Here is a 17500-nt window from a genome sequence, read left to right on the forward strand (position 1 = left end):
GCTCCGGTGCCCGGCCCCCTCACCGTCCCGGCGGCGCGCCGTCTCCCCGGGCGCCTGACCGCCCCCGAGCCGGGGTGGTCGACCCGCGCGGACGTCGTGGTCATCGGGTCCGGGATCGCCGGGCTGACCGCGGCGCTGCGGCTGCGCGAGCACGTCGAGAAGGTCCTCGTCGTCACCAAGGACGTGCTGGCGGCCGGCTCCACGCAGTGGGCGCAGGGCGGCATCGCCGCCGCGCTGGGCGAGGGCGACACCCCCGAGCAGCACGAGGTCGACACCCTGGTCGCCGGCGCGGGCGCCTGCGACCTCGAGGCGGTGCGCGTGCTGGTGGGCGAGGGGCCCGAGGCGGTGCACGAGCTGATCGCGCTCGGCACCCGCTTCGACGTCGACGCCACCGGCCTGCTGTCGCTGACCCGCGAGGGCGGCCACCTCCGCGACCGGATCGCCCACGCCGGGGGCGACGCCACCGGCGCGGAGATCCAGCGCGCCCTGATCGCCGCGGTCGAGGCGGCCACCGACATCGAGGTCGTCCAGCACGCGCTGGCCGTCGACCTGCTCCTCGGCCCCGACCGCGGCGTCGCCGGGGTGACCCTGCACGTCATGGGCGAGGGGGAGCGCGACGGGATCGGCGCGGTCCACTGCCGCGCGGTGGTCCTGGCCAGCGGCGGGCTCGGCCAGGTCTTCTCCCAGACCACCAACCCGGCGGTCTCCACCGGCGACGGCATGGCGCTCGCGCTGCGGGCCGGCGCGACCCTGCGCGACCTGGAGTTCGTCCAGTTCCACCCCACGGTCATGTACCTCGGCCCCGACTCCCGCGGCCAGCAGCCGCTCATCTCCGAGGCCGTCCGCGGGGAGGGCGCGTTCCTCGTGGACGCCGACGGCGACCGGCTGATGACCGGCGTCCACGAGCTCGGCGACCTCGCCCCGCGCGACGTGGTGGCCAAGGCGATCACCCGCCGGATGCACGAGACCGGGCGCCCGCACATGTGGCTCGACGCCCGGCACCTCGGCGCGGACTTCTGGGAGCGCCGCTTCCCCACCATCCTCGCCACCGCCCGCCGCCACGGCGTCGACCCGGTGACCGAGCCGATCCCGGTCGCCCCCGCGTGCCACTACGCCTCCGGCGGGGTGCGCACCGACCTGTGGGGCCGCACCGATGTCGCCGGCCTGTACGCCACCGGCGAGGTCGCCTGCTCCGGCGTCCACGGCGCCAACCGGCTCGCGTCGAACTCCCTGCTCGAGGGCCTGGTCTTCTCCCGGCGGATCGCCACCGTGCTGCCCGCCGAGCTCCGCCCCTGGGCCGAGCCCGCGCCGGACACCCGGCCGGTGGGGCTGGTCGACGGCTCCGTGCGCCAGGAGCTCCAGGAGGTGATGACCGAGCGGGTCGGTGTGCTGCGCAGCGCCGCCGGTCTCGCCGAGGCGGCCGGGGTGCTCGACGAGCTCGCGGGCACCCCTGCGGCCACCGTCGACCTCGGCGCGTGGGAGACCACGAACCTGCTCACCATCGCCGCCGCCCTCACCGACGCCGCGGCCCTGCGCGAGGAGACCCGCGGGTCGCACTGGCGCGAGGACCACCCCGACCGCGACGACGCCCGGTGGGCCGGACACTTCGACACCCGCCTCGACCTCAGGTCCGCCGACGGCGCCGCCGTGCTGACCTTCGCCCCCGCCCCCGCGACCGATGGAGGCCTCGGCCGATGATCACCCCCACCCCGTACGACGCCCTGCCGGCCGGCCTGCTCGCCGAGCTCGAGGCCGCGGGGCTCGACCCCCGCGCGGTCCACGACCACGTCCGGCTGGCGCTCGCCGAGGACGTCCCGACCGAGGACGTCACCAGCGTCGCGACCATCGCCCCCGACGCGCGCGCGGTCGGCGACTTCGCGGCCCGGGAGGCCGGGACGGTCGCCGGGCTCGGCATCGCCGCGCTCGTCTTCCACCTCGTGCTCGGCGACGACGTCGAGGTCACCGACCGGCTGCCCGACGGCACCCGGGTGGCCCCCGGCGACGTCGTCATGCGGGTCGCCGGGCCCGCGCGCGGCCTGCTGACCGCCGAGCGGACCGCGCTGAACTACGCCAGCCACCTCTCCGGCGTCGCGACCGCTACCGCGGCCTGGGTCGACGCGCTCGACGGCACCGGCGCGCAGGTGCTCGACACCCGCAAGACCCTGCCCACCTACCGCGCGCTCCAGAAGTACGCCGTGCGCTGCGGCGGCGGGCGCAACCACCGCACCAGCCTCTCGGACCGGGCGATGGTCAAGGACAACCACGTCGTCGCCGCCGGCGGCGTCGTGCCGGCCTACCGCGCCGTCCGCGCGGCGTACCCGGACCTGCGCGTCGAGGTCGAGGTCACCGACCTCGACCAGCTGCGCGAGCTGGTCGAGGCCGGCTGCGAGGAGATCCTGCTCGACAACATGTCCACCGAGACGATGGCCGAGGCGGTCCGCCTGGTCGAGCGGATGGGCGCCGCCGGCCGCGTGGCGCTCGAGGCGTCCGGGGGGCTGACCTTCGACCGCGCCCGCGAGGTCGCGGCCACCGGCGTCGACTACATCTCCGTCGGCGCGCTGACCCACTCCGTCGACGTCTTCGACCTCGGCCTGGACCTCCACGAGGAGTGACGGTGCCGCTCCTCGCCGCCGACATCGGCAACAGCCACACCCAGCTGGGCCTCGTCCAGGACGGGGAGGTCCTCGCGCACTGGCGGGTGGGCACCGACGAGCGCCGCACCGCCGACGAGTGGTCGGTGCTGATCCGTGGCCTGCTCGGCCGCGACGCGGCCGGCGTCGACGGGGTCAGCGTGTGCTCGACCGTCCCGGCGGTGCTGCACGAGTGGCGCGACATGCTGGCCCGGCACTTCGCCGACCTCCCCTGCCTGGTCGTCGAGCCCGGCGTCCGCACCGGCGTCCCGATCCTCATGGACAACCCGCGTGAGGTCGGCTCGGACCGCATCGTCAACGCCCTCGCCGCCGCCGAGCTGCACGGCGGTCCTGCGATCGTCGTCGACTTCGGTGGGACCGCGACCACCTTCGACGTCGTCAACGCGAGCGGTCAGTACGTCGGCGGCGCGATCGCGCCCGGCATCGAGATCTCGCTGGAGGCGCTCGGCCGCCGCGGCGCCCAGCTGCGCAAGGTCGAGCTCGCCCGGCCGCGGACGGTGATCGCGAAGAACACCGTCGAGGCGCTCCAGTCCGGCCTGGTCTTCGGCGTCGCCGCCCAGGTCGAGGGCCTCGTCGCGCGGATGACCGCCGAGCTCGGCGTTCAGCCCGGTGATATCTCCGTGATCGCCACCGGCCATCTCGCGCCGTTGCTGATCGAGGACTGCTCGGCATTCACCGCGCATTCACCCTGGCTGACGCTGCAGGGGCTCGAGCTGGTATTCCGGCGCAATAACCGGGATTGACACCTCGGCGTTTTGCGTCGGATTCGACGTCGTCCCTCCGACCGATTCGTGGTCACCCGGAGCGATCCGCCCGTTCGGTTTTGGTAAAAACTCTCCGAGGCGGGGGTGATCGAATTGTCTGACGTCATTTTACCTGGCACGATGCAAAACGCCGGAATTGCAGTGCCCGGCACTCTTCCGTCAATTCCGGATAGCGAGGACCCCCACATGGCTCAGAAGATCCACATCGTGCTCGAGGACGACCTGGACGGCAGCGAGGCGACCGAGACGGTGTCGTTCGGCCTGGACGGCACCTCCTACGAGATCGACCTGAACGAGGAGAACGCCTCCGCCCTGCGCGGGGCCCTCGCGACGTACGTCGGCCACGCCCGCAAGGTCAGCGGCACCCGCCGCGGTGCCGGCGGCCGTCGCTCGGGCGGCTCCGCGAGCGCCAACGCCTCGGGCGGCCCCACCGCCAAGGAGATCCGTGACTGGGCGCGGCAGAACGGGTTCGAGGTGCCGGACCGTGGCCGCGTGTCGGCCGAGGTCCGCGAGGCCTACGACTCCGCGCACTGACCGACCCGCACCACCCCCGCGCGACCCCCTGCACCACCCCTGTGGCAGCGTCCCACCCGGGGCATCCGCCGAGCGTGTTCGCTCACAGCGGATGCCCCGAGTGCGTTGTCGGGGAACGCGTAGGCTGTCCGTGGGGTTGAGCCTCATGTCCCGCCCGCCCCGGATGGCGGTGGGCGGTCCCCCAGAACTCGAGGAGCGTTGCATGTTCGAGCGGTTCACTGACCGAGCCCGCCGGGTGGTCGTGCTGGCCCAGGAAGAGGCCCGCATGCTGTCCCACAACTACATCGGGACCGAGCACATCCTGCTCGGCCTCATCCACGAGGGCGAGGGCGTGGCCGCCAAGGCCCTCGAGAGCCTCGACATCTCCCTCGAGGCCGTCCGCGCCCAGGTCGAGGAGATCATCGGCCAGGGCCAGCAGGCGCCCAGCGGCCACATCCCCTTCACCCCGCGCGCCAAGAAGGTCCTCGAGCTCTCCCTGCGCGAGGCGCTGCAGCTCGGGCACTCCTACATCGGCACCGAGCACATCCTGCTCGGGCTGATCCGCGAGGGCGAGGGCGTCGCCGCCCAGGTCCTCCAGAAGCTCGGCGCCGACCTCAACCGGGTCCGCCAGCAGGTCATCCAGTTGCTCAGCGGCTTCCAGGGCAAGGAGTCCTCGCAGTCGGCCGCGGCCGCGGCCGGTGCGAGCGGCGACGCCCCGTCGTCCTCGCTGGTCCTCGACCAGTTCGGCCGCAACCTGACCCAGGACGCGCGCGAGGGCAAGCTCGACCCGGTCATCGGGCGCGAGCAGGAGATCGAGCGCGTCATGCAGATCCTGTCGCGCCGCACGAAGAACAACCCCGTCCTCATCGGCGAGCCCGGCGTCGGCAAGACGACGATCGTCGAGGGCCTGGCCCAGGACATCGTCAAGGGCAACGTGCCCGAGACGCTCAAGGACAAGCAGATCTACACCCTCGACCTCGGCGCGCTGGTCGCGGGCTCGCGCTACCGCGGTGACTTCGAGGAGCGCCTGAAGAAGGTGCTCAAGGAGATCCGCACCCGCGGCGACATCGTGCTGTTCATCGACGAGATCCACACCCTCGTCGGCGCCGGTGCGGCCGAGGGCGCGATCGACGCCGCCAGCATCCTCAAGCCGATGCTGGCCCGCGGCGAGCTGCAGACCATCGGTGCGACCACGCTCGACGAGTACCGCAAGTACCTGGAGAAGGACGCCGCGCTCGAGCGCCGCTTCCAGCCCATCCAGGTCGCCGAGCCGTCGATCGCGCACACCATCGAGATGCTCAAGGGCCTGCGCGACCGGTACGAGGCGCACCACCGGGTCACCATCACCGACGAGGCGCTGGTCTCGGCGGCGACGCTGGCCGACCGCTACATCTCCGACCGGTTCCTCCCCGACAAGGCGATCGACCTCATCGACGAGGCCGGCTCGCGCCTGCGCATCCGCCGCATGACGGCCCCGGCCGACCTGCGCGAGTTCGACGACAAGATCGCCGAGGTGCGCCAGCGCAAGGAGGCCGCCATCGACGGCCAGGACTTCGAGGCCGCCGCGCGCCTGCGCGATGAGGAGAAGCAGCTGATCCTCACCAAGTCCGAGCGCGAGAAGCAGTGGCGCGCCGGTGACATGGACGAGGTCGCCGAGGTCGACGAGGAGCTGATCGCCGAGGTGCTCGCCGTGGCGACCGGCATCCCGATCGTCAAGCTCTCCGAGGAGGAGTCGACCCGGCTGCTCAAGATGGAGGACGAGCTCCACAAGCGCGTCATCGGCCAGGACGAGGCGGTCAAGGCGCTCAGCCGCGCCATCCGGCGTACCCGCGCCGGCCTGAAGGACCCCAAGCGTCCCGGCGGGTCGTTCATCTTCGCCGGCCCCTCGGGCGTCGGCAAGACGTGGCTGTCCAAGACGCTGGCGGAGTTCCTCTTCGGCGACGAGGACGCGCTCATCCAGCTCGACATGTCGGAGTTCGGCGAGAAGCACACCGTCTCGCGGCTCTTCGGCTCGCCTCCGGGCTACGTCGGTTACGAGGAGGGCGGCCAGCTCACCGAGAAGGTGCGCCGCAAGCCGTTCTCCGTCGTCCTCTTCGACGAGGTCGAGAAGGCCCACCCCGACATCTTCAACAGCCTGTTGCAGATCCTCGAGGAAGGTCGCCTGACCGACTCCCAGGGTCGGGTCGTGGACTTCAAGAACACCGTCATCATCATGACCACCAACCTCGGCACCCGGGACATCGCCAAGGGCATGAACCTCGGTTTCGCCGGTGCCGCCGGTGGTCCCGGTGACTACGACCGGATGAAGAACAAGGTCTCGGAGGAGCTCAAGCAGCACTTCCGCCCCGAGTTCCTCAACCGCGTCGACGAGGTCATCGTCTTCCCGCCGCTCTCCCAGGAGCAGATCGTCTCGATGGTCGACAACATGGTCGCCTCCGTGGAGGTCCGCCTCCGCGACCGCGACATGAAGCTCGAGCTGACCCAGGGGGCCAAGAACCTCCTGGCCCAGCGCGGCTTCGACCCGGTGCTCGGCGCCCGGCCGCTGCGCCGCACGGTGCAGCGCGAGATCGAGGACGTCCTGGCCGAGAAGATGCTCTTCGGTGAGGTCGGCCCCGGGATGATCGTCCTGGTCGACGTCGACGGCGACGGCCCGGCCGCGAACTTCACCTTCGAGGGCCAGAAGGTCGGCGAGCTGCCCGACATGCCGCCGTTCGAGACGGCCGGCGTGGAGACCAGCATCGAGACGACGCCGGTCGAGGGCGAGGGCCCGAACGACGAGACGTCGGGCTCCGACGTCCCGCGCTCGGGCGGCGAGGACTGAGCCGGTCCCCCCAGCACCACCCAGCAGCACCCGCCACGGGCGGCACCCCTCGGGGTGCCGCCCGTGCGGCGTCCCGGGCGCCCGCGGGTGCGCCTAGGGTGGCGGCGTGCTCTTCACCGTCAGCACCGTCAAGGACACCCTGCCCAACATCGAGCGGTTCGTGACCGGCAACCTCGCCGGCGGCGCGGACCACCTCGTGGTCTTCCTCGACGCGGGGGACCCCGAGGTCCGGACCTGGCTCGACGAGCACCCCCACGTCACCTGCATCCGCACCGACTCCTCGTGGTGGAACGGCGAGCGGCCCGCCGAGCTGAACGTGCGCCAGCGGATCAACGCCAACCTCACCAAGGCCGCGCTGAGCCTGGTCGAGGGCGCCGACTGGGTTTTCCACATCGACGCCGACGAGATCATCCAGGTCGACCGCGACGTGCTCGCCGCCGTCCCGCCCGAGACGCGCGCGGTGCGGCTCGCGCCGCTGGAGGCGGTCAGCCGCAAGCACTGGGACGGCGACCCGACCTGGTTCAAGCGGCTGCTCGACAAGCCCGACCTGACCCTGCTGCAGACCCTCGGCGCGATCGACCGCCCCTCGAACGGCGCCTACTTCCACGGCCACGTCGACGGCAAGTCCGGGGTCCGGCCGGCGCTCGACGTCTGGCTGACCCTGCACCACGGCGTGGACGCCGACAAGGCCGAGCTGCCGGCGTACGCCGACGCCGACCGGCTGCGGCTGCTGCACTACGAGTCCTACTCCGGTGAGGACTTCGTGCGGAAGTGGACCTCGATCCTCGCCGCCGGCCCGATGGCCAACTTCCGCCCCGCCCGCGAGCCCACGGCGGTCGCCCTGCGCGCGCTCATCGGCAAGGGGCTCAGCCAGGAGCAGGCGGCGCCGTACCTCATGCGGATCTTCGAGCGGACCACCGAGGACGACTTCGACACCCTGCGTGACCTGGGCCTGCTCGTCGAGGCCGACCCGCGCCGCGGCACGCACGTGCCGGAGACCTCCGCCGACGACGTCGCGGACCTGCGGGCCCTGCTCGAGGCGCTGCGCGGGGAGCCCAAGCGGCCCTTCCACCCCGGCGAGCCCGTGGCCGCGGCCGAGGAGGTCCTCGTCCGGGCCGCCGGCGGGCGCCGCTACGAGGCTAGGGGAGCGCGTAGGTTCCTGCGTCGGTCCTGACCGCCAGCCCGTCCTCGACCAGCCCCGCCAGGCACCGGACCCGCTGGGCCTCCTCGACCCAGACCGCGTCGAGCCGGCTGGGGTGCACCGGGCCGTCGGCATCGCGCAGCACCGCCAGCAGGCGGCCGCGGCACTGGCGGTCGGTGCCGGCCCAGGTCTGCACCTTCCGCGGCGGCCCGTCGTACGCCGGGTGGCCGGCCGCGCGCCACGCGCACAGCGAGGCGACCGGGCACTCGGTGCACCGCGGCCGGGCCGCCGTGCAGACCAGCGCCCCGAGCTCCATGACCGCGACGGCCCAGGTGGCCGCGGTCGCCTCGTCCTCGGGGAGGAGCTCCGCGGCGGCCTCCCGCTCGGCCTTGGTGACGTGCTGCGCGGGCAGCTCGACGCCGCCGACGGTGCGGGCCAGCACCCGGCGGACGTTGGTGTCCAGCACGACGTGGCGCTGGCCGAAGGCGAAGCTGGCGATCGCCGCGGCGGTGTAGTCGCCGACCCCGGGAAGGGCCAGCAGCGCCGCGTGGTCCCTCGGCACCTCCCCGCCGTGCCGCTCGACGATCGCCGTCGCCGCGGCGTGCAGGCGCAGAGCCCGGCGGGGGTAGCCGAGCCGCCCCCACATCCGCACCGCCTCGCCGGTGGGCTCGGCGGCAAGGTCGGCCGGGGTCGGCCAGCGCTCGAGCCACTGCTCGTGGACCGGGAGGACCCGGCTCACGGGGGTCTGCTGGAGCATCAGCTCGGAGACCATCACCGACCAGGGGGAGGCCTCGGGACGGCGCCACGGGAGGTCGCGGGCATGGGCGTCGTACCACCGCAGGACCGGCTCGTGCAGCGCGCTCACCGCGTCATCCTCCCCGACCGGTCCCGGGACCCCGGACGCGGCTCCGGCAAGCGGTGTGGCGCCCCGGATCGGGCGCCGCGACTCGATAACCTGCTCGCCATGAGCACGCTGACCCGGGGACCGCTGCCGGCCTCGGTGTACTGGCGCCGACGCCTGGTCCTGCTCACGGTCGCGCTGGTCCTGGTGCTGGGGATCGGCAAGCTGCTGGGCGGCGGCGACGGGTCCGACCCCGGCCGGGCCGCCCCGGCCGCCGCGGACGCCAGCCCCACCGCCACCGTGACCCTGACCCCCACCCCGGACGCCGAGGTGCCCGAGGAGACGAGGCCCACCCAGGGGAGCGGCAACGGGAACGGCAACGGGAAGGGCAAGAAGGGCCGGCCCGGGCAGGCGACGACCACCGAACCGGTGCTGGCGGCCCCTGCGGGCCGCTGCGACGGCGCCGACGTCGCGGTCACCCCCGAGGTCTCCAAGGCGATCGCCGGGCGCGACGTGACCGTCGTGCTCAACGTCCGCACGATCACCACGCCGGCGTGCACCTGGCGGGTCAACCGCGGCAACGTCACCCTGTCGATCACCTCCGGCCGCGACGGCATCTGGTCGACGAGGACCTGCGGCCGGGCGCTGCCGGGCGACGACATCGTGGTCCGCAACAACGTCACCACCGCCGTCCCGGTCACCTGGAACGCCGCGCGCATGGACGACGACTGCACCCGGATCACCGAGTGGGCGATGCCCGGCTACTACCACGCGACGGCCGCGGCGCTCGGCGGCGAGCCCAGCGACGTGCAGTTCGAGCTCAAGGCGCCGGTCGCCGCGACGGTCACCAAGACCGCCGAGCCCCGACGCCGCTGAGCCGCTAGCTCAGACGTACCGCTCGAGGATCGTGGACTCGGCGAGGCGAGAGAGTCCCTCGCGCACCGAGCGGGCGCGCAGCTCGCCGACGCCGTCGACGGCCTGGAGGTCGTCGATGCCGGCCGAGAGCAGCTTCTGCAGGGTGCCGAAGTGCTCCACCAGCCGGTCGACGACCGCGGCGGGCAGCCGGGGGACCTTGGCGAGCAGCCGGTAGCCACGCGGGGCGACCGCGCCGTCGAGGTGCTCGGCGGTGCCGAGGCCCAGGACGCGGGCGGTCGAGGCCGGGTCGACCAGCTCGGTGGGGGAGAGCGCCTCGAGCTTGGCGATGACGTCCTCGGGGCTCTTGCTGCGCTTGCCGGAGGGCAGGTAGTCGCGGATGACCAGCTCGCGCTCGGCGTCCACGCCGGTCACCAGCTCCTCGAGCTGGAGGCTGAGCAGGCGGCCGTCGGTGCCGAGCTCGAGCACGTAGTCCTCGATCTCGCGCGCGATCCGGATGACCATCTCCAGGCGCTGGGCGACGACCGCGACGTCGCGGACGGTGACCAGGTCCTCGATCTCCAGCGCCGAGAGCGTGGAGGCGACCTCGTCCAGCCGCAGCTTGTAGCGCTCCAGGGTCGCCAGCGCCTGATTCGCGCGGGACAGGATCTGGCCGGAGTCCTCCAGCACGTGGCGGGTCTCGCCGACGTAGGCCGCGATGATCTGCATCGACTGCGACACCGAGATCACCGGGAAGCCGGTCTGCCGGGCGACCCGGTCCGCGGTGCGGTGGCGGGTGCCGGTCTCCTCCGACGGGATCGTGTGGTCGGGCATCAGGTGCACGGCCGCGCGCAGGATGCGGGTGAGGTCCTTGTCGACGATGATGCCGCCGTCCATCTTGGCCAGCTCGCGCAGGCCGGTGGCGGTGAAGGGGACGTCGAGGACGAAGCCGCCGGTGGAGATCGACTCCACCACCTTGTCGTTGCCCAGCACGATCAGCGCGCCGGTGCGCCCGCGCAGGATCCGCTCGAGCCCGTCGCGCATGGCGGTGCCCGGCGCGATCGAGGCGAGCGTGGCGCGCAGGCGGAGGACGTCGTCGGAGCGGTCGGTGGCCACCACGCGTGTCCTCCTCGGGTGCGGGTCGTGCAGGCGGGTGCAGCCTAAGCGACGACCGGCGTCAGTCCCCCATGGACGGCTGGCGACGCGCCTGGCGAGCCGTCAGGCCGAGGTGCAGCAGCGCGCCGAGCACCGAGGGGACCTCGACGACCTGCATCCCCTCGACCGTCCGGGGCTGCTCGGCCCGCGGGTCGATCGGGGCGCCGGCGGGGCGCGGGACGAGCGCGGTGGTGAACCCGAGCCGCGCCGCCTCGCCGAGGCGTACGTCGAGGTCGCGGACCCGGCGCAGCTCCCCGGAGAGGCCGATCTCGCCCATCGCCACCACGCCGGCCGGCGGCGGGGTGCCCAGCGTGGCGGAGGCGAGGGCGATCGCGATCGCGAGGTCGGCCGACGGGTCGTGGAGCCGGGCGCCGCCGACGGTCGAGGCGAAGACGTCGTGGGTGACCAGGCGCAGCCCGACGTGCTGCTGGAGGACGGCGAGGACCATCGCGAGCCGGGAGGAGTCCAGCCCCGAGGTCGTCCGCCGGGGGCGCTCCTGCGCCGAGAGCGTGGCCAGGGCCTGGACCTCGGCGAGCAGGGGACGCCGGCCCTCCATCGTGACCGCGACGCAGGTGCCGGCGACGCCGGCGTGGTGGTGCTCGACGAAGAGGCCGGTCGGGTCGGCGACCGCGGTGATCCCCTCGGGGCCGAGGTCGAAGCAGCCGACCTCGTCGACGGGGCCGAACCGGTTCTTCATCGCCCGGACCATCCGGAAGCGGGAGTCGCGGTCGCCCTCGAAGTGGAGCACCACGTCGACGAGGTGCTCGAGCACACGGGGGCCGGCGATCGAGCCCTCCTTGGTCACGTGGCCCACCAGCACCGTGGTGATGCCGCGGGTCTTGGCCATCCGGATCAGGGCGGCGGAGACCTCCTTGACCTGGGTGACCCCGCCGGGGGCGCCCTCGACGTCGCCGGCGGCGATCGTCTGCACCGAGTCGACGACCAGCAGCGTGGGGCGGACCTCCTCGACGTGGGTCAGCACCGCGCCGAGGTCGGTCTCCGCGGCGAGGTAGAGCTGGTCGTGGACGCCGCCGGTGCGGTCGGCGCGCAGCCGGACCTGCGAGGCCGACTCCTCGCCGGTGACGTAGAGCGTGCGGTGCTGGTAGCGCGCGGTCTGGGCGGCCACCTCGAGCAGCAGCGTGCTCTTGCCGACGCCCGGCTCGCCGGCCAGCAGGATCGCTGCACCGGGCACGAGGCCGCCGCCGAGCACGCGGTCGAGCTCGGGGACCCCGCTGGTGCGGTGGGCGGCGTCCTCCACCGCCACCTGCCCGATCGGCCGCGCCGGGGCGGTCACCGGACCGGCGGCCCGGCGCGAGGCCGGCGCGAGCGCGGCCTCCGCGACCGAGCCCCAGGCCTGGCACTCCCCGCAGCGGCCGACCCACTTGGCGGCCTCCCAGCCGCACTCGCTGCACCGGTAGGTCGGGCGTGGTGGCTTCGGCATGCCCCGAACGCTAGGCGAGGCCACCGACAACCCCGCGGAGGCCGTCGCCGACACCGCGGAGGGCCTCACCCGGACGGAGGGGGAACGCGGGCGGCGGACCGCCGTTATATTGCTTTGGAACGATCCAGACGTCGATCCCAGACGTCGATCCCGGACGTCCGGTCCGGACACGTGGTGGACGCACAGCGGAGTCGGAGGTCGAGGTGGCGCGGATCCCCGGGCGACAGCCCACGGCCCCGCCGACCCTCGCCGACGTCGCGGAGCGGGCCGGGGTGTCCCGCCAGACCGTCTCGAACGCCGTCAACAACCCCGACCTGCTGCGCGCCGACACGCTGCTGCGCGTGCAGGAGGCGATCGAGGAGCTCGGCTACCTGCCGAACCGCGCCGCGCGCAACCTGCGCACCCGCGCCTCGCACCTGGTCGGCCTGCGGATCAACCCGGTGCAGGAGGGCACGGCGAGCGCGATCATGGACCGCTTCGTGCACTCCCTGGTCGAGACCTCCCGCGAGGCCGGCAAGCACGTGCTGCTCTTCGCCGGCGACCCGCTCGACCCGCTCGCCGGGTACGACGACCTGCTGCGCTCGACCGCGGTGGACGCCTTCGTCGTCACCGACACCTATCTCGGCAACCCGCAGGCCGCCTGGCTGGGCGCGCGCCGCGCGCCGTTCGTGGCGTTCGGGCGGCCCTGGGACAACCCGGCGGCCAACCACCCGTGGGTCGACGTCGACGGCGCCGCCGGCTGCGAGCTGGCCACCAGCCACCTGCTCGACCAGGGCCACGAGCGGATCGCCTGGATCGGCTGGCGCAAGGACTCCTGGATCGGCGAGGACCGCCGCTCCGGCTGGACCCGCGCCCTGCGCGCCCGCGGCCTCTCGACCACCGGCCTGGCCTCGCGGGTCGAGGACACCGTCGCCTCCGGCCGCGGCGCGAGCGCCGTGCTTCTCGACGAGGCGCGCCCCACCGGCTTCGTCTGCGCCTCCGACACCCTCGCGATGGGCGTGCTGCACACCCTCGCCGAGCGCGGGCTGGTCGCCGGGCGCGACGTCGCGGTCGTCGGGTTCGACGACTCCCAGGTCGCCCAGGTGGTGCCGCCCGGCCTGACCTCGGTGCGCCAGCCGCTCGAGGAGGTCGCCGTCGAGGTGGTCAAGGCGCTCGAGGGGCTGCTCGCGCACCCGCCGGCCGTCGGCCCCGGCGTGCTGCTCACCCCGACGCTCACCGTGCGGGGCTCGTCCTCCGCGGTCGGCTTCGGCACCTGAGCCCGAGAAGACCGCTCAGAAGGTGCGCCACCACAGGTTGACGGCGTAGTCGACCGAGGTGCCCTCGTGCTCGGCCAGCACCTGCTCGGCCACGCTCGTGGGCAGCTCGATCCGCACGACCGCCTCGAGGTCCTCGCGCGAGGAGAAGGACCAGCCGACGTCGAGCGGCACGCGGGTCCACCCCTGCTGCGCCCAGAAGCGCTCGACGACCGCGGGCTCGGGCAGGTGCGGGAAGCCGCGGCGGAACCACCGGCCGAAGGTCGAGCGGGAGGCGTCGTTGTCGATGACGAACGCGGTCCCCCCGCGGCGTACGACGCGGGCGACCTCGGCGAGGCCGGGCTCGCAGCCGGGGCCGAAGAAGTAGGCCCACCGCGCGTGGAGCACGTCCACGGAGCCGTCGGGCAGGGGCACGGCCTGCGCGGTGCCCTGCTCGACCGAGACGTTCCCCAGCCGTCGCGTACGTCGCCGGGCCAGCGCGACGAGGTCGGGGTGCGGCTCCACGCCGACGACGCGGGCGGCCGTGGCGGCGAACCGCGGCAGGTGGAACCCCGTGCCGCAGCCGAGGTCGAGCACGGTCCGCCCGGCCCAGGGGGCGACCGCGGCCATCGCGGCCTCGATCCGGCCGTCGGGGTCGACGGCGCGGTTCTCGGTCTCGTAGGTCGCGGTGTGGTGCCAGATGTTCGGGCTCGGCACCGCGCCCGGCGGGACCGCCGCCTGGTTCAGAGGCGGACCAGGCCGTTCGGGGTGGCGATCTGGGCGGCGATGATGCCGGGCGTGCCGTGCGGGGCGACCCAGTCGACCTTGACGTCCTCGAGCGGCGCGTCGACCGACTGGCCGAGCCACTCGCTGACCCGCTGCGGGTCGCCGGCGATCTCCAGGCAGGCCAGCGACCAGTCGGGGGACGCGCCGGCCGACGGGTGCAGCTCGGTGGGGCTCTCCCACTGGACGAAGAACGGCAGCTGCGGGTCGGAGATCAGCCCGTTGACGCCGATCTGCTTCCAGCGCAGCTCGGTGCCGTCGGGGCGGTGCCGGTTGCCCTGCGCGGCGTGGCGGCCCAGCCGCTCCTCGAGGGGCGTGATGTCGGGGACGGCCACGACCCAGCCCAGCCAGCCGCCGCCGAGGGCGGAGCGGGCGCGGACGGCCTGCCCGAAGGGGGCCTTGTCCGAGGCGGGGTGGTCGAGGGCCTCGACGATCTCGAGGTAGGTGCCCCCGTCGAGGGCGAGGGTCATGTTCCGGGTGCCGAAGCGCGGGTGCACGCCTCCGTCACTGAACTCCCGGCCGAGCAGTCCCCCGATGCGCTGGGCGGTGCTGGCCAGGCCATCGGGTCCTGCGGCGTACGACAGATGGTCCAGGCGCATGTCGGCATTGTGCGTGAGTGGCGCGGGTCACCGCGACACTGGGGTCACGGTCTCTTGACGTCGAGAGGTCTGGTGTGCCCCACGGCTCGTCCGTGGCCTCTTCCGCGGCCCGGCTCAGGACGGGCTGGCGGGGTGGATCGCGAGGGCGGAGCGGGAGCGGACGTGCGCCTCGCAGTGCCGGGCCAGCTCGTCGTACGCCGCCTGGCCGACGAGGGCGACCAGCTCGGCCGCGGAGGTGAGGTAGAGCGGCTCGACGGCGACGTGGGCCTCGGTGTTGCCGGTGCAGTACCAGTCCAGGTCGTGGCCGCCGGGGCCCCAGCCGCGCCGGTCGTACTCGCCGATCGAGACCTCGGTGTAGCTGGTGCCGTCGGGGCGCTCGACGTCGCGGAACGTGCGGCGGATCGGGAGCTGCCAGCACACGTCGGGCTTGGTCTCGAGCGGGTTGCGGCCCAGGACGTAGGCCAGGGCGTGCAGGGCGCAGCCGGCGCCGCCGCTGCCGGGCCCGCCGGCGGTCGGCGCGAAGTCGGGGCGGTTGTGGAAGACGCAGGCCTGCTGGCCGTCGACCACGACGGTCAGCGTCTTGCGCTCGCCCTCGTCGTCGACCTCGACCCAGTCCGAGCGCTCGACGGCGCGGCCGGCGGGCTTGAGCTGCCACAGGTCCTCGTCGAGCTGGTCGACGAACCCGGCGACCCGCTCCTCGTCGGCCTCGTCGGCGAAGTGCGCCCCCAGCGTGCAGCAGCCGACGTCGGGTGCGTCGGCGTAGATGCCGGCGCACCCGCTGCCGAAGATGCAGGTGTAGGCCGAGGTCAGCCAGGTCAGGTCGGCGCGGATCACCTCGGAGGGGTCCGCGGGGTTGGCGAACTCCACCCAGGCCCGGGGAAAGTCGAGGTCCACTTCCGGCACGAGCGTCAGGGTACGGGCGGGTACGTTGGCGAGCATGCGCCTGGGCGTCCTGGACATCGGCTCCAACACCGGCCACCTGCTGGTCGTCGACGCCCACGGTGGTGCGCCGCCGCTGCCGGCGAGCTCGTTCAAGCGGCCGCTGCGCCTGGCCGAGCACCTCGACGCGGTCGGCGCCGTCGGCCCGGCCGGGGTCGACGCGCTGGCGGCGTTCACCGCGGAGGCGGTCGTCGTCGCCGAGGAGAAGGGCTGCGAGGACATGCTGGCGTTCGCGACCTCGGCGGTGCGCGACGCGACGAACTCCGACGCGGTCCTGCGGCACGTCCGGGAGCGCACCGGGGTCGACATCGGGGTGCTCTCGGGTGAGGACGAGGCCCGGCTGACCTTCCTGGCGGTGCGCCGGTGGTTCGGCTGGTCGGCGGGGCGGCTGGCGGTCTTCGACATCGGCGGCGGCTCCCTGGAGATCGCCGCGGGCTCCGAGGAGGCGCCGGACGTCGCCTGGTCGCTGCCGCTCGGGGCGGCCCGGCTGGCCCGCACCCGGCTGGCGGGCGGGTCGGTCTCGGAGGAGACCGTCCGGACGCTGCGCAAGCAGGTGCGCGCCGAGATCGCCCGCGACGCGGGCCAGCTGCTGCGCGCCGGGCGCCCCGATCGGGCCGCGGCGACCTCGAAGACCTTCCGCTCCCTCGCGCGGATCTGCGGGGCCGCCCCGTCCGCGGACGGGCCGCTGGTGCCCCGCTCGCTGCCGCTGGACGTCCTGCGCGCCTGGGTGCCGAAGCTGGCCGCGATGCAGACCCAGGAGCTGGCCGCGCTCCCGGGCGTCTCCGCGAGCCGGGCGCACCAGGTCGTGCCCGGCGCGCTGGTGGCCGAGGCGTGCATGGACATCTTCGACCTGCCCGCGCTCGAGGTCTGCCCGTGGGCGCTGCGCGAGGGCGTCATCCTCGACCGGCTCGACTCGCTGAGCGTCCTGGGGCCGCAGTGACCGGCCTGCGGGTCTCGCTGTCCACCTCCTCGGTCTACCCCGAGACGGCCGCGCACGCCTTCGGGTGGGCGGCCCGGCTGGGCTACGACGCCGTCGAGGTGATGGTGGCGCTGGACAAGGTCAGCCAGGACCCGGCGGCGGTCCGACGGCTCTCCGAGCACCACGGACTGCCGGTCTCGGCGATCCACGCCCCGACCCTGCTGTTCACCCAGCGGGTCTGGGGCACCGAGCCCTGGGCCAAGCTCCAGCGCTCGGCCGAGATGGCGCACGAGGTCGGGGCCGACGTGGTCGTGGTCCACCCGCCGTTCCGCTGGCAGAAGGAGTACGCCGCCGGCTTCGTCGACGGCATCGCCGCGCTGGAGGAGTCCACCGGCATCGCGTTCGCGGTGGAGAACATGTACCCCTGGCGGGCCAGCCAGCGGCGCGGCGTGGAGATGTACCTGCCCGGGCGGGACCCCTCGACCGAGCCCTACGCCAACACCGTCATCGACCTCTCCCACGCCGCCATCGCCCACGACGACCCCATCGCCATGGCCGAGCGACTCGGCGACCGGTTGCGGCACGTCCACCTGACCGACGGCACCGGCTCGGCCAAGGACGAGCACCTCGTGCCGGGTCGCGGGTCGATGGACGCCGCCGGGTTCCTGCGCCACCTGGTCGGTGCCGGCTTCTCCGGGGAGGTCGTCCTGGAGATCAACACCCGCCGGTGCAGCACCCGCGAGGAGCGCGAGGCCGACCTGCGCGAGTCGCTGGAGTTCGCCCGCGAGCACCTCGCCGTCCGCGCCTGAGCCCGACCCGCTCCGCGCGCCTGGTGGCCGACCGCTTGCC

Annotated in this window: 16 protein-coding genes; 10 read left to right on the forward strand and 6 right to left on the reverse strand. The window is 73.9% G+C overall.

What is annotated here, in order from left to right:
- The first annotated feature begins 6 nt into the window (after nt 1–6).
- From HPC71_RS01840 to HPC71_RS01865, 6 genes are all read left to right on the forward strand, one after another.
- Nucleotides 7–1698: an L-aspartate oxidase gene (locus tag HPC71_RS01840; protein WP_171895999.1), complete on the forward strand. Its 1692-nt coding sequence runs from the start codon at nt 7–9 to the stop codon at nt 1696–1698.
- Nucleotides 1695–2612: a carboxylating nicotinate-nucleotide diphosphorylase gene (gene nadC / locus HPC71_RS01845; RefSeq protein WP_154613483.1), complete on the forward strand. Its 918-nt coding sequence runs from the start codon at nt 1695–1697 to the stop codon at nt 2610–2612. Before HPC71_RS01840 ends, nadC begins: the two co-directional genes overlap by 4 nt.
- 2 nt (nt 2613–2614) lie before the next feature.
- Entirely contained in the window at nt 2615–3394 is a 780-nt protein-coding gene (locus HPC71_RS01850) for a type III pantothenate kinase (RefSeq protein ID WP_171896000.1), read from the forward strand.
- A 207-nt stretch (nt 3395–3601) separates the two neighbouring features.
- Nucleotides 3602–3949, forward strand: a complete 348-nt coding sequence (locus tag HPC71_RS01855; protein WP_154612891.1) for a histone-like nucleoid-structuring protein Lsr2 — start codon at nt 3602–3604, stop codon at nt 3947–3949.
- 202 nt (nt 3950–4151) lie between these two features.
- Complete coding sequence (locus HPC71_RS01860) at nt 4152–6749, forward strand: ATP-dependent Clp protease ATP-binding subunit (protein ID WP_154612892.1); 2598 nt, start codon at nt 4152–4154, stop codon at nt 6747–6749.
- 106 nt (nt 6750–6855) lie between these two features.
- On the forward strand, nt 6856–7923 hold the full coding sequence (locus tag HPC71_RS01865) for a glycosyltransferase family 2 protein (RefSeq protein WP_154613484.1): 1068 nt from the start codon (nt 6856–6858) through the stop codon (nt 7921–7923).
- Here the strand turns inward: HPC71_RS01865 and HPC71_RS01870 are convergent.
- Nucleotides 7889–8755, reverse strand: coding sequence for an HhH-GPD family protein (locus HPC71_RS01870; protein ID WP_253943865.1), 867 nt, complete (start codon nt 8753–8755; stop codon nt 7889–7891). The two genes, HPC71_RS01865 and HPC71_RS01870, sit on opposite strands and share 35 nt — an antisense overlap.
- 99 nt (nt 8756–8854) lie before the next feature.
- Here HPC71_RS01870 and HPC71_RS01875 point away from each other — a divergent pair, with 99 nt between their 5' ends.
- On the forward strand, nt 8855–9607 hold the full coding sequence (locus tag HPC71_RS01875) for a hypothetical protein (RefSeq protein ID WP_154613486.1): 753 nt from the start codon (nt 8855–8857) through the stop codon (nt 9605–9607).
- Between the two features lie 9 nt (nt 9608–9616).
- On the opposite strand, the gene disA is transcribed toward HPC71_RS01875, so the two are convergent.
- Both disA and radA read right to left on the reverse strand, forming a co-directional pair.
- The gene (gene disA / locus HPC71_RS01880; protein WP_216656596.1) at nt 9617–10699 is read right to left on the reverse strand and encodes a DNA integrity scanning diadenylate cyclase DisA; all 1083 of its coding nucleotides are present in this window, start codon (nt 10697–10699) and stop codon (nt 9617–9619) included.
- Nucleotides 10700–10760: 61 nt separating this feature from the next.
- Nucleotides 10761–12179 carry a DNA repair protein RadA gene (radA, locus tag HPC71_RS01885; RefSeq protein WP_154612895.1) on the reverse strand — a complete coding sequence of 473 codons (1419 nt, stop codon included), beginning with the start codon at nt 12177–12179 and terminating at the stop codon, nt 10761–10763.
- 203 nt (nt 12180–12382) lie between these two features.
- Here radA and HPC71_RS01890 point away from each other — a divergent pair, with 203 nt between their 5' ends.
- Entirely contained in the window at nt 12383–13435 is a 1053-nt protein-coding gene (locus HPC71_RS01890; RefSeq protein WP_171896001.1) for a LacI family DNA-binding transcriptional regulator, read from the forward strand.
- Between the two features lie 15 nt (nt 13436–13450).
- On the opposite strand, the gene HPC71_RS01895 is transcribed toward HPC71_RS01890, so the two are convergent.
- The 3 genes from HPC71_RS01895 to HPC71_RS01905 form a co-directional block, all read right to left on the reverse strand.
- Entirely contained in the window at nt 13451–14128 is a 678-nt protein-coding gene (locus tag HPC71_RS01895; protein WP_253943866.1) for a class I SAM-dependent methyltransferase, read from the reverse strand.
- Nucleotides 14129–14154: 26 nt separating this feature from the next.
- Nucleotides 14155–14793: a VOC family protein gene (locus HPC71_RS01900; protein WP_154612896.1), complete on the reverse strand. Its 639-nt coding sequence runs from the start codon at nt 14791–14793 to the stop codon at nt 14155–14157.
- A gap of 114 nt (nt 14794–14907) precedes the next feature.
- Nucleotides 14908–15696, reverse strand: a complete 789-nt coding sequence (locus tag HPC71_RS01905; protein ID WP_171896002.1) for a DUF3109 family protein — start codon at nt 15694–15696, stop codon at nt 14908–14910.
- A 34-nt stretch (nt 15697–15730) separates the two neighbouring features.
- Here HPC71_RS01905 and HPC71_RS01910 point away from each other — a divergent pair, with 34 nt between their 5' ends.
- Both HPC71_RS01910 and HPC71_RS01915 read left to right on the forward strand, forming a co-directional pair.
- Nucleotides 15731–16672, forward strand: a complete 942-nt coding sequence (locus tag HPC71_RS01910; protein WP_154612898.1) for a Ppx/GppA family phosphatase — start codon at nt 15731–15733, stop codon at nt 16670–16672.
- Nucleotides 16669–17460, forward strand: coding sequence for a sugar phosphate isomerase/epimerase family protein (locus HPC71_RS01915; protein ID WP_171896003.1), 792 nt, complete (start codon nt 16669–16671; stop codon nt 17458–17460). The genes HPC71_RS01910 and HPC71_RS01915 overlap by 4 nt, the downstream gene beginning before the upstream one ends.
- Nucleotides 17461–17500 lie beyond the last annotated feature (40 nt).

The organism is Nocardioides marmotae (assembly GCF_013177455.1).
GTDB classification, from domain to species: domain Bacteria; phylum Actinomycetota; class Actinomycetes; order Propionibacteriales; family Nocardioidaceae; genus Nocardioides; species Nocardioides marmotae.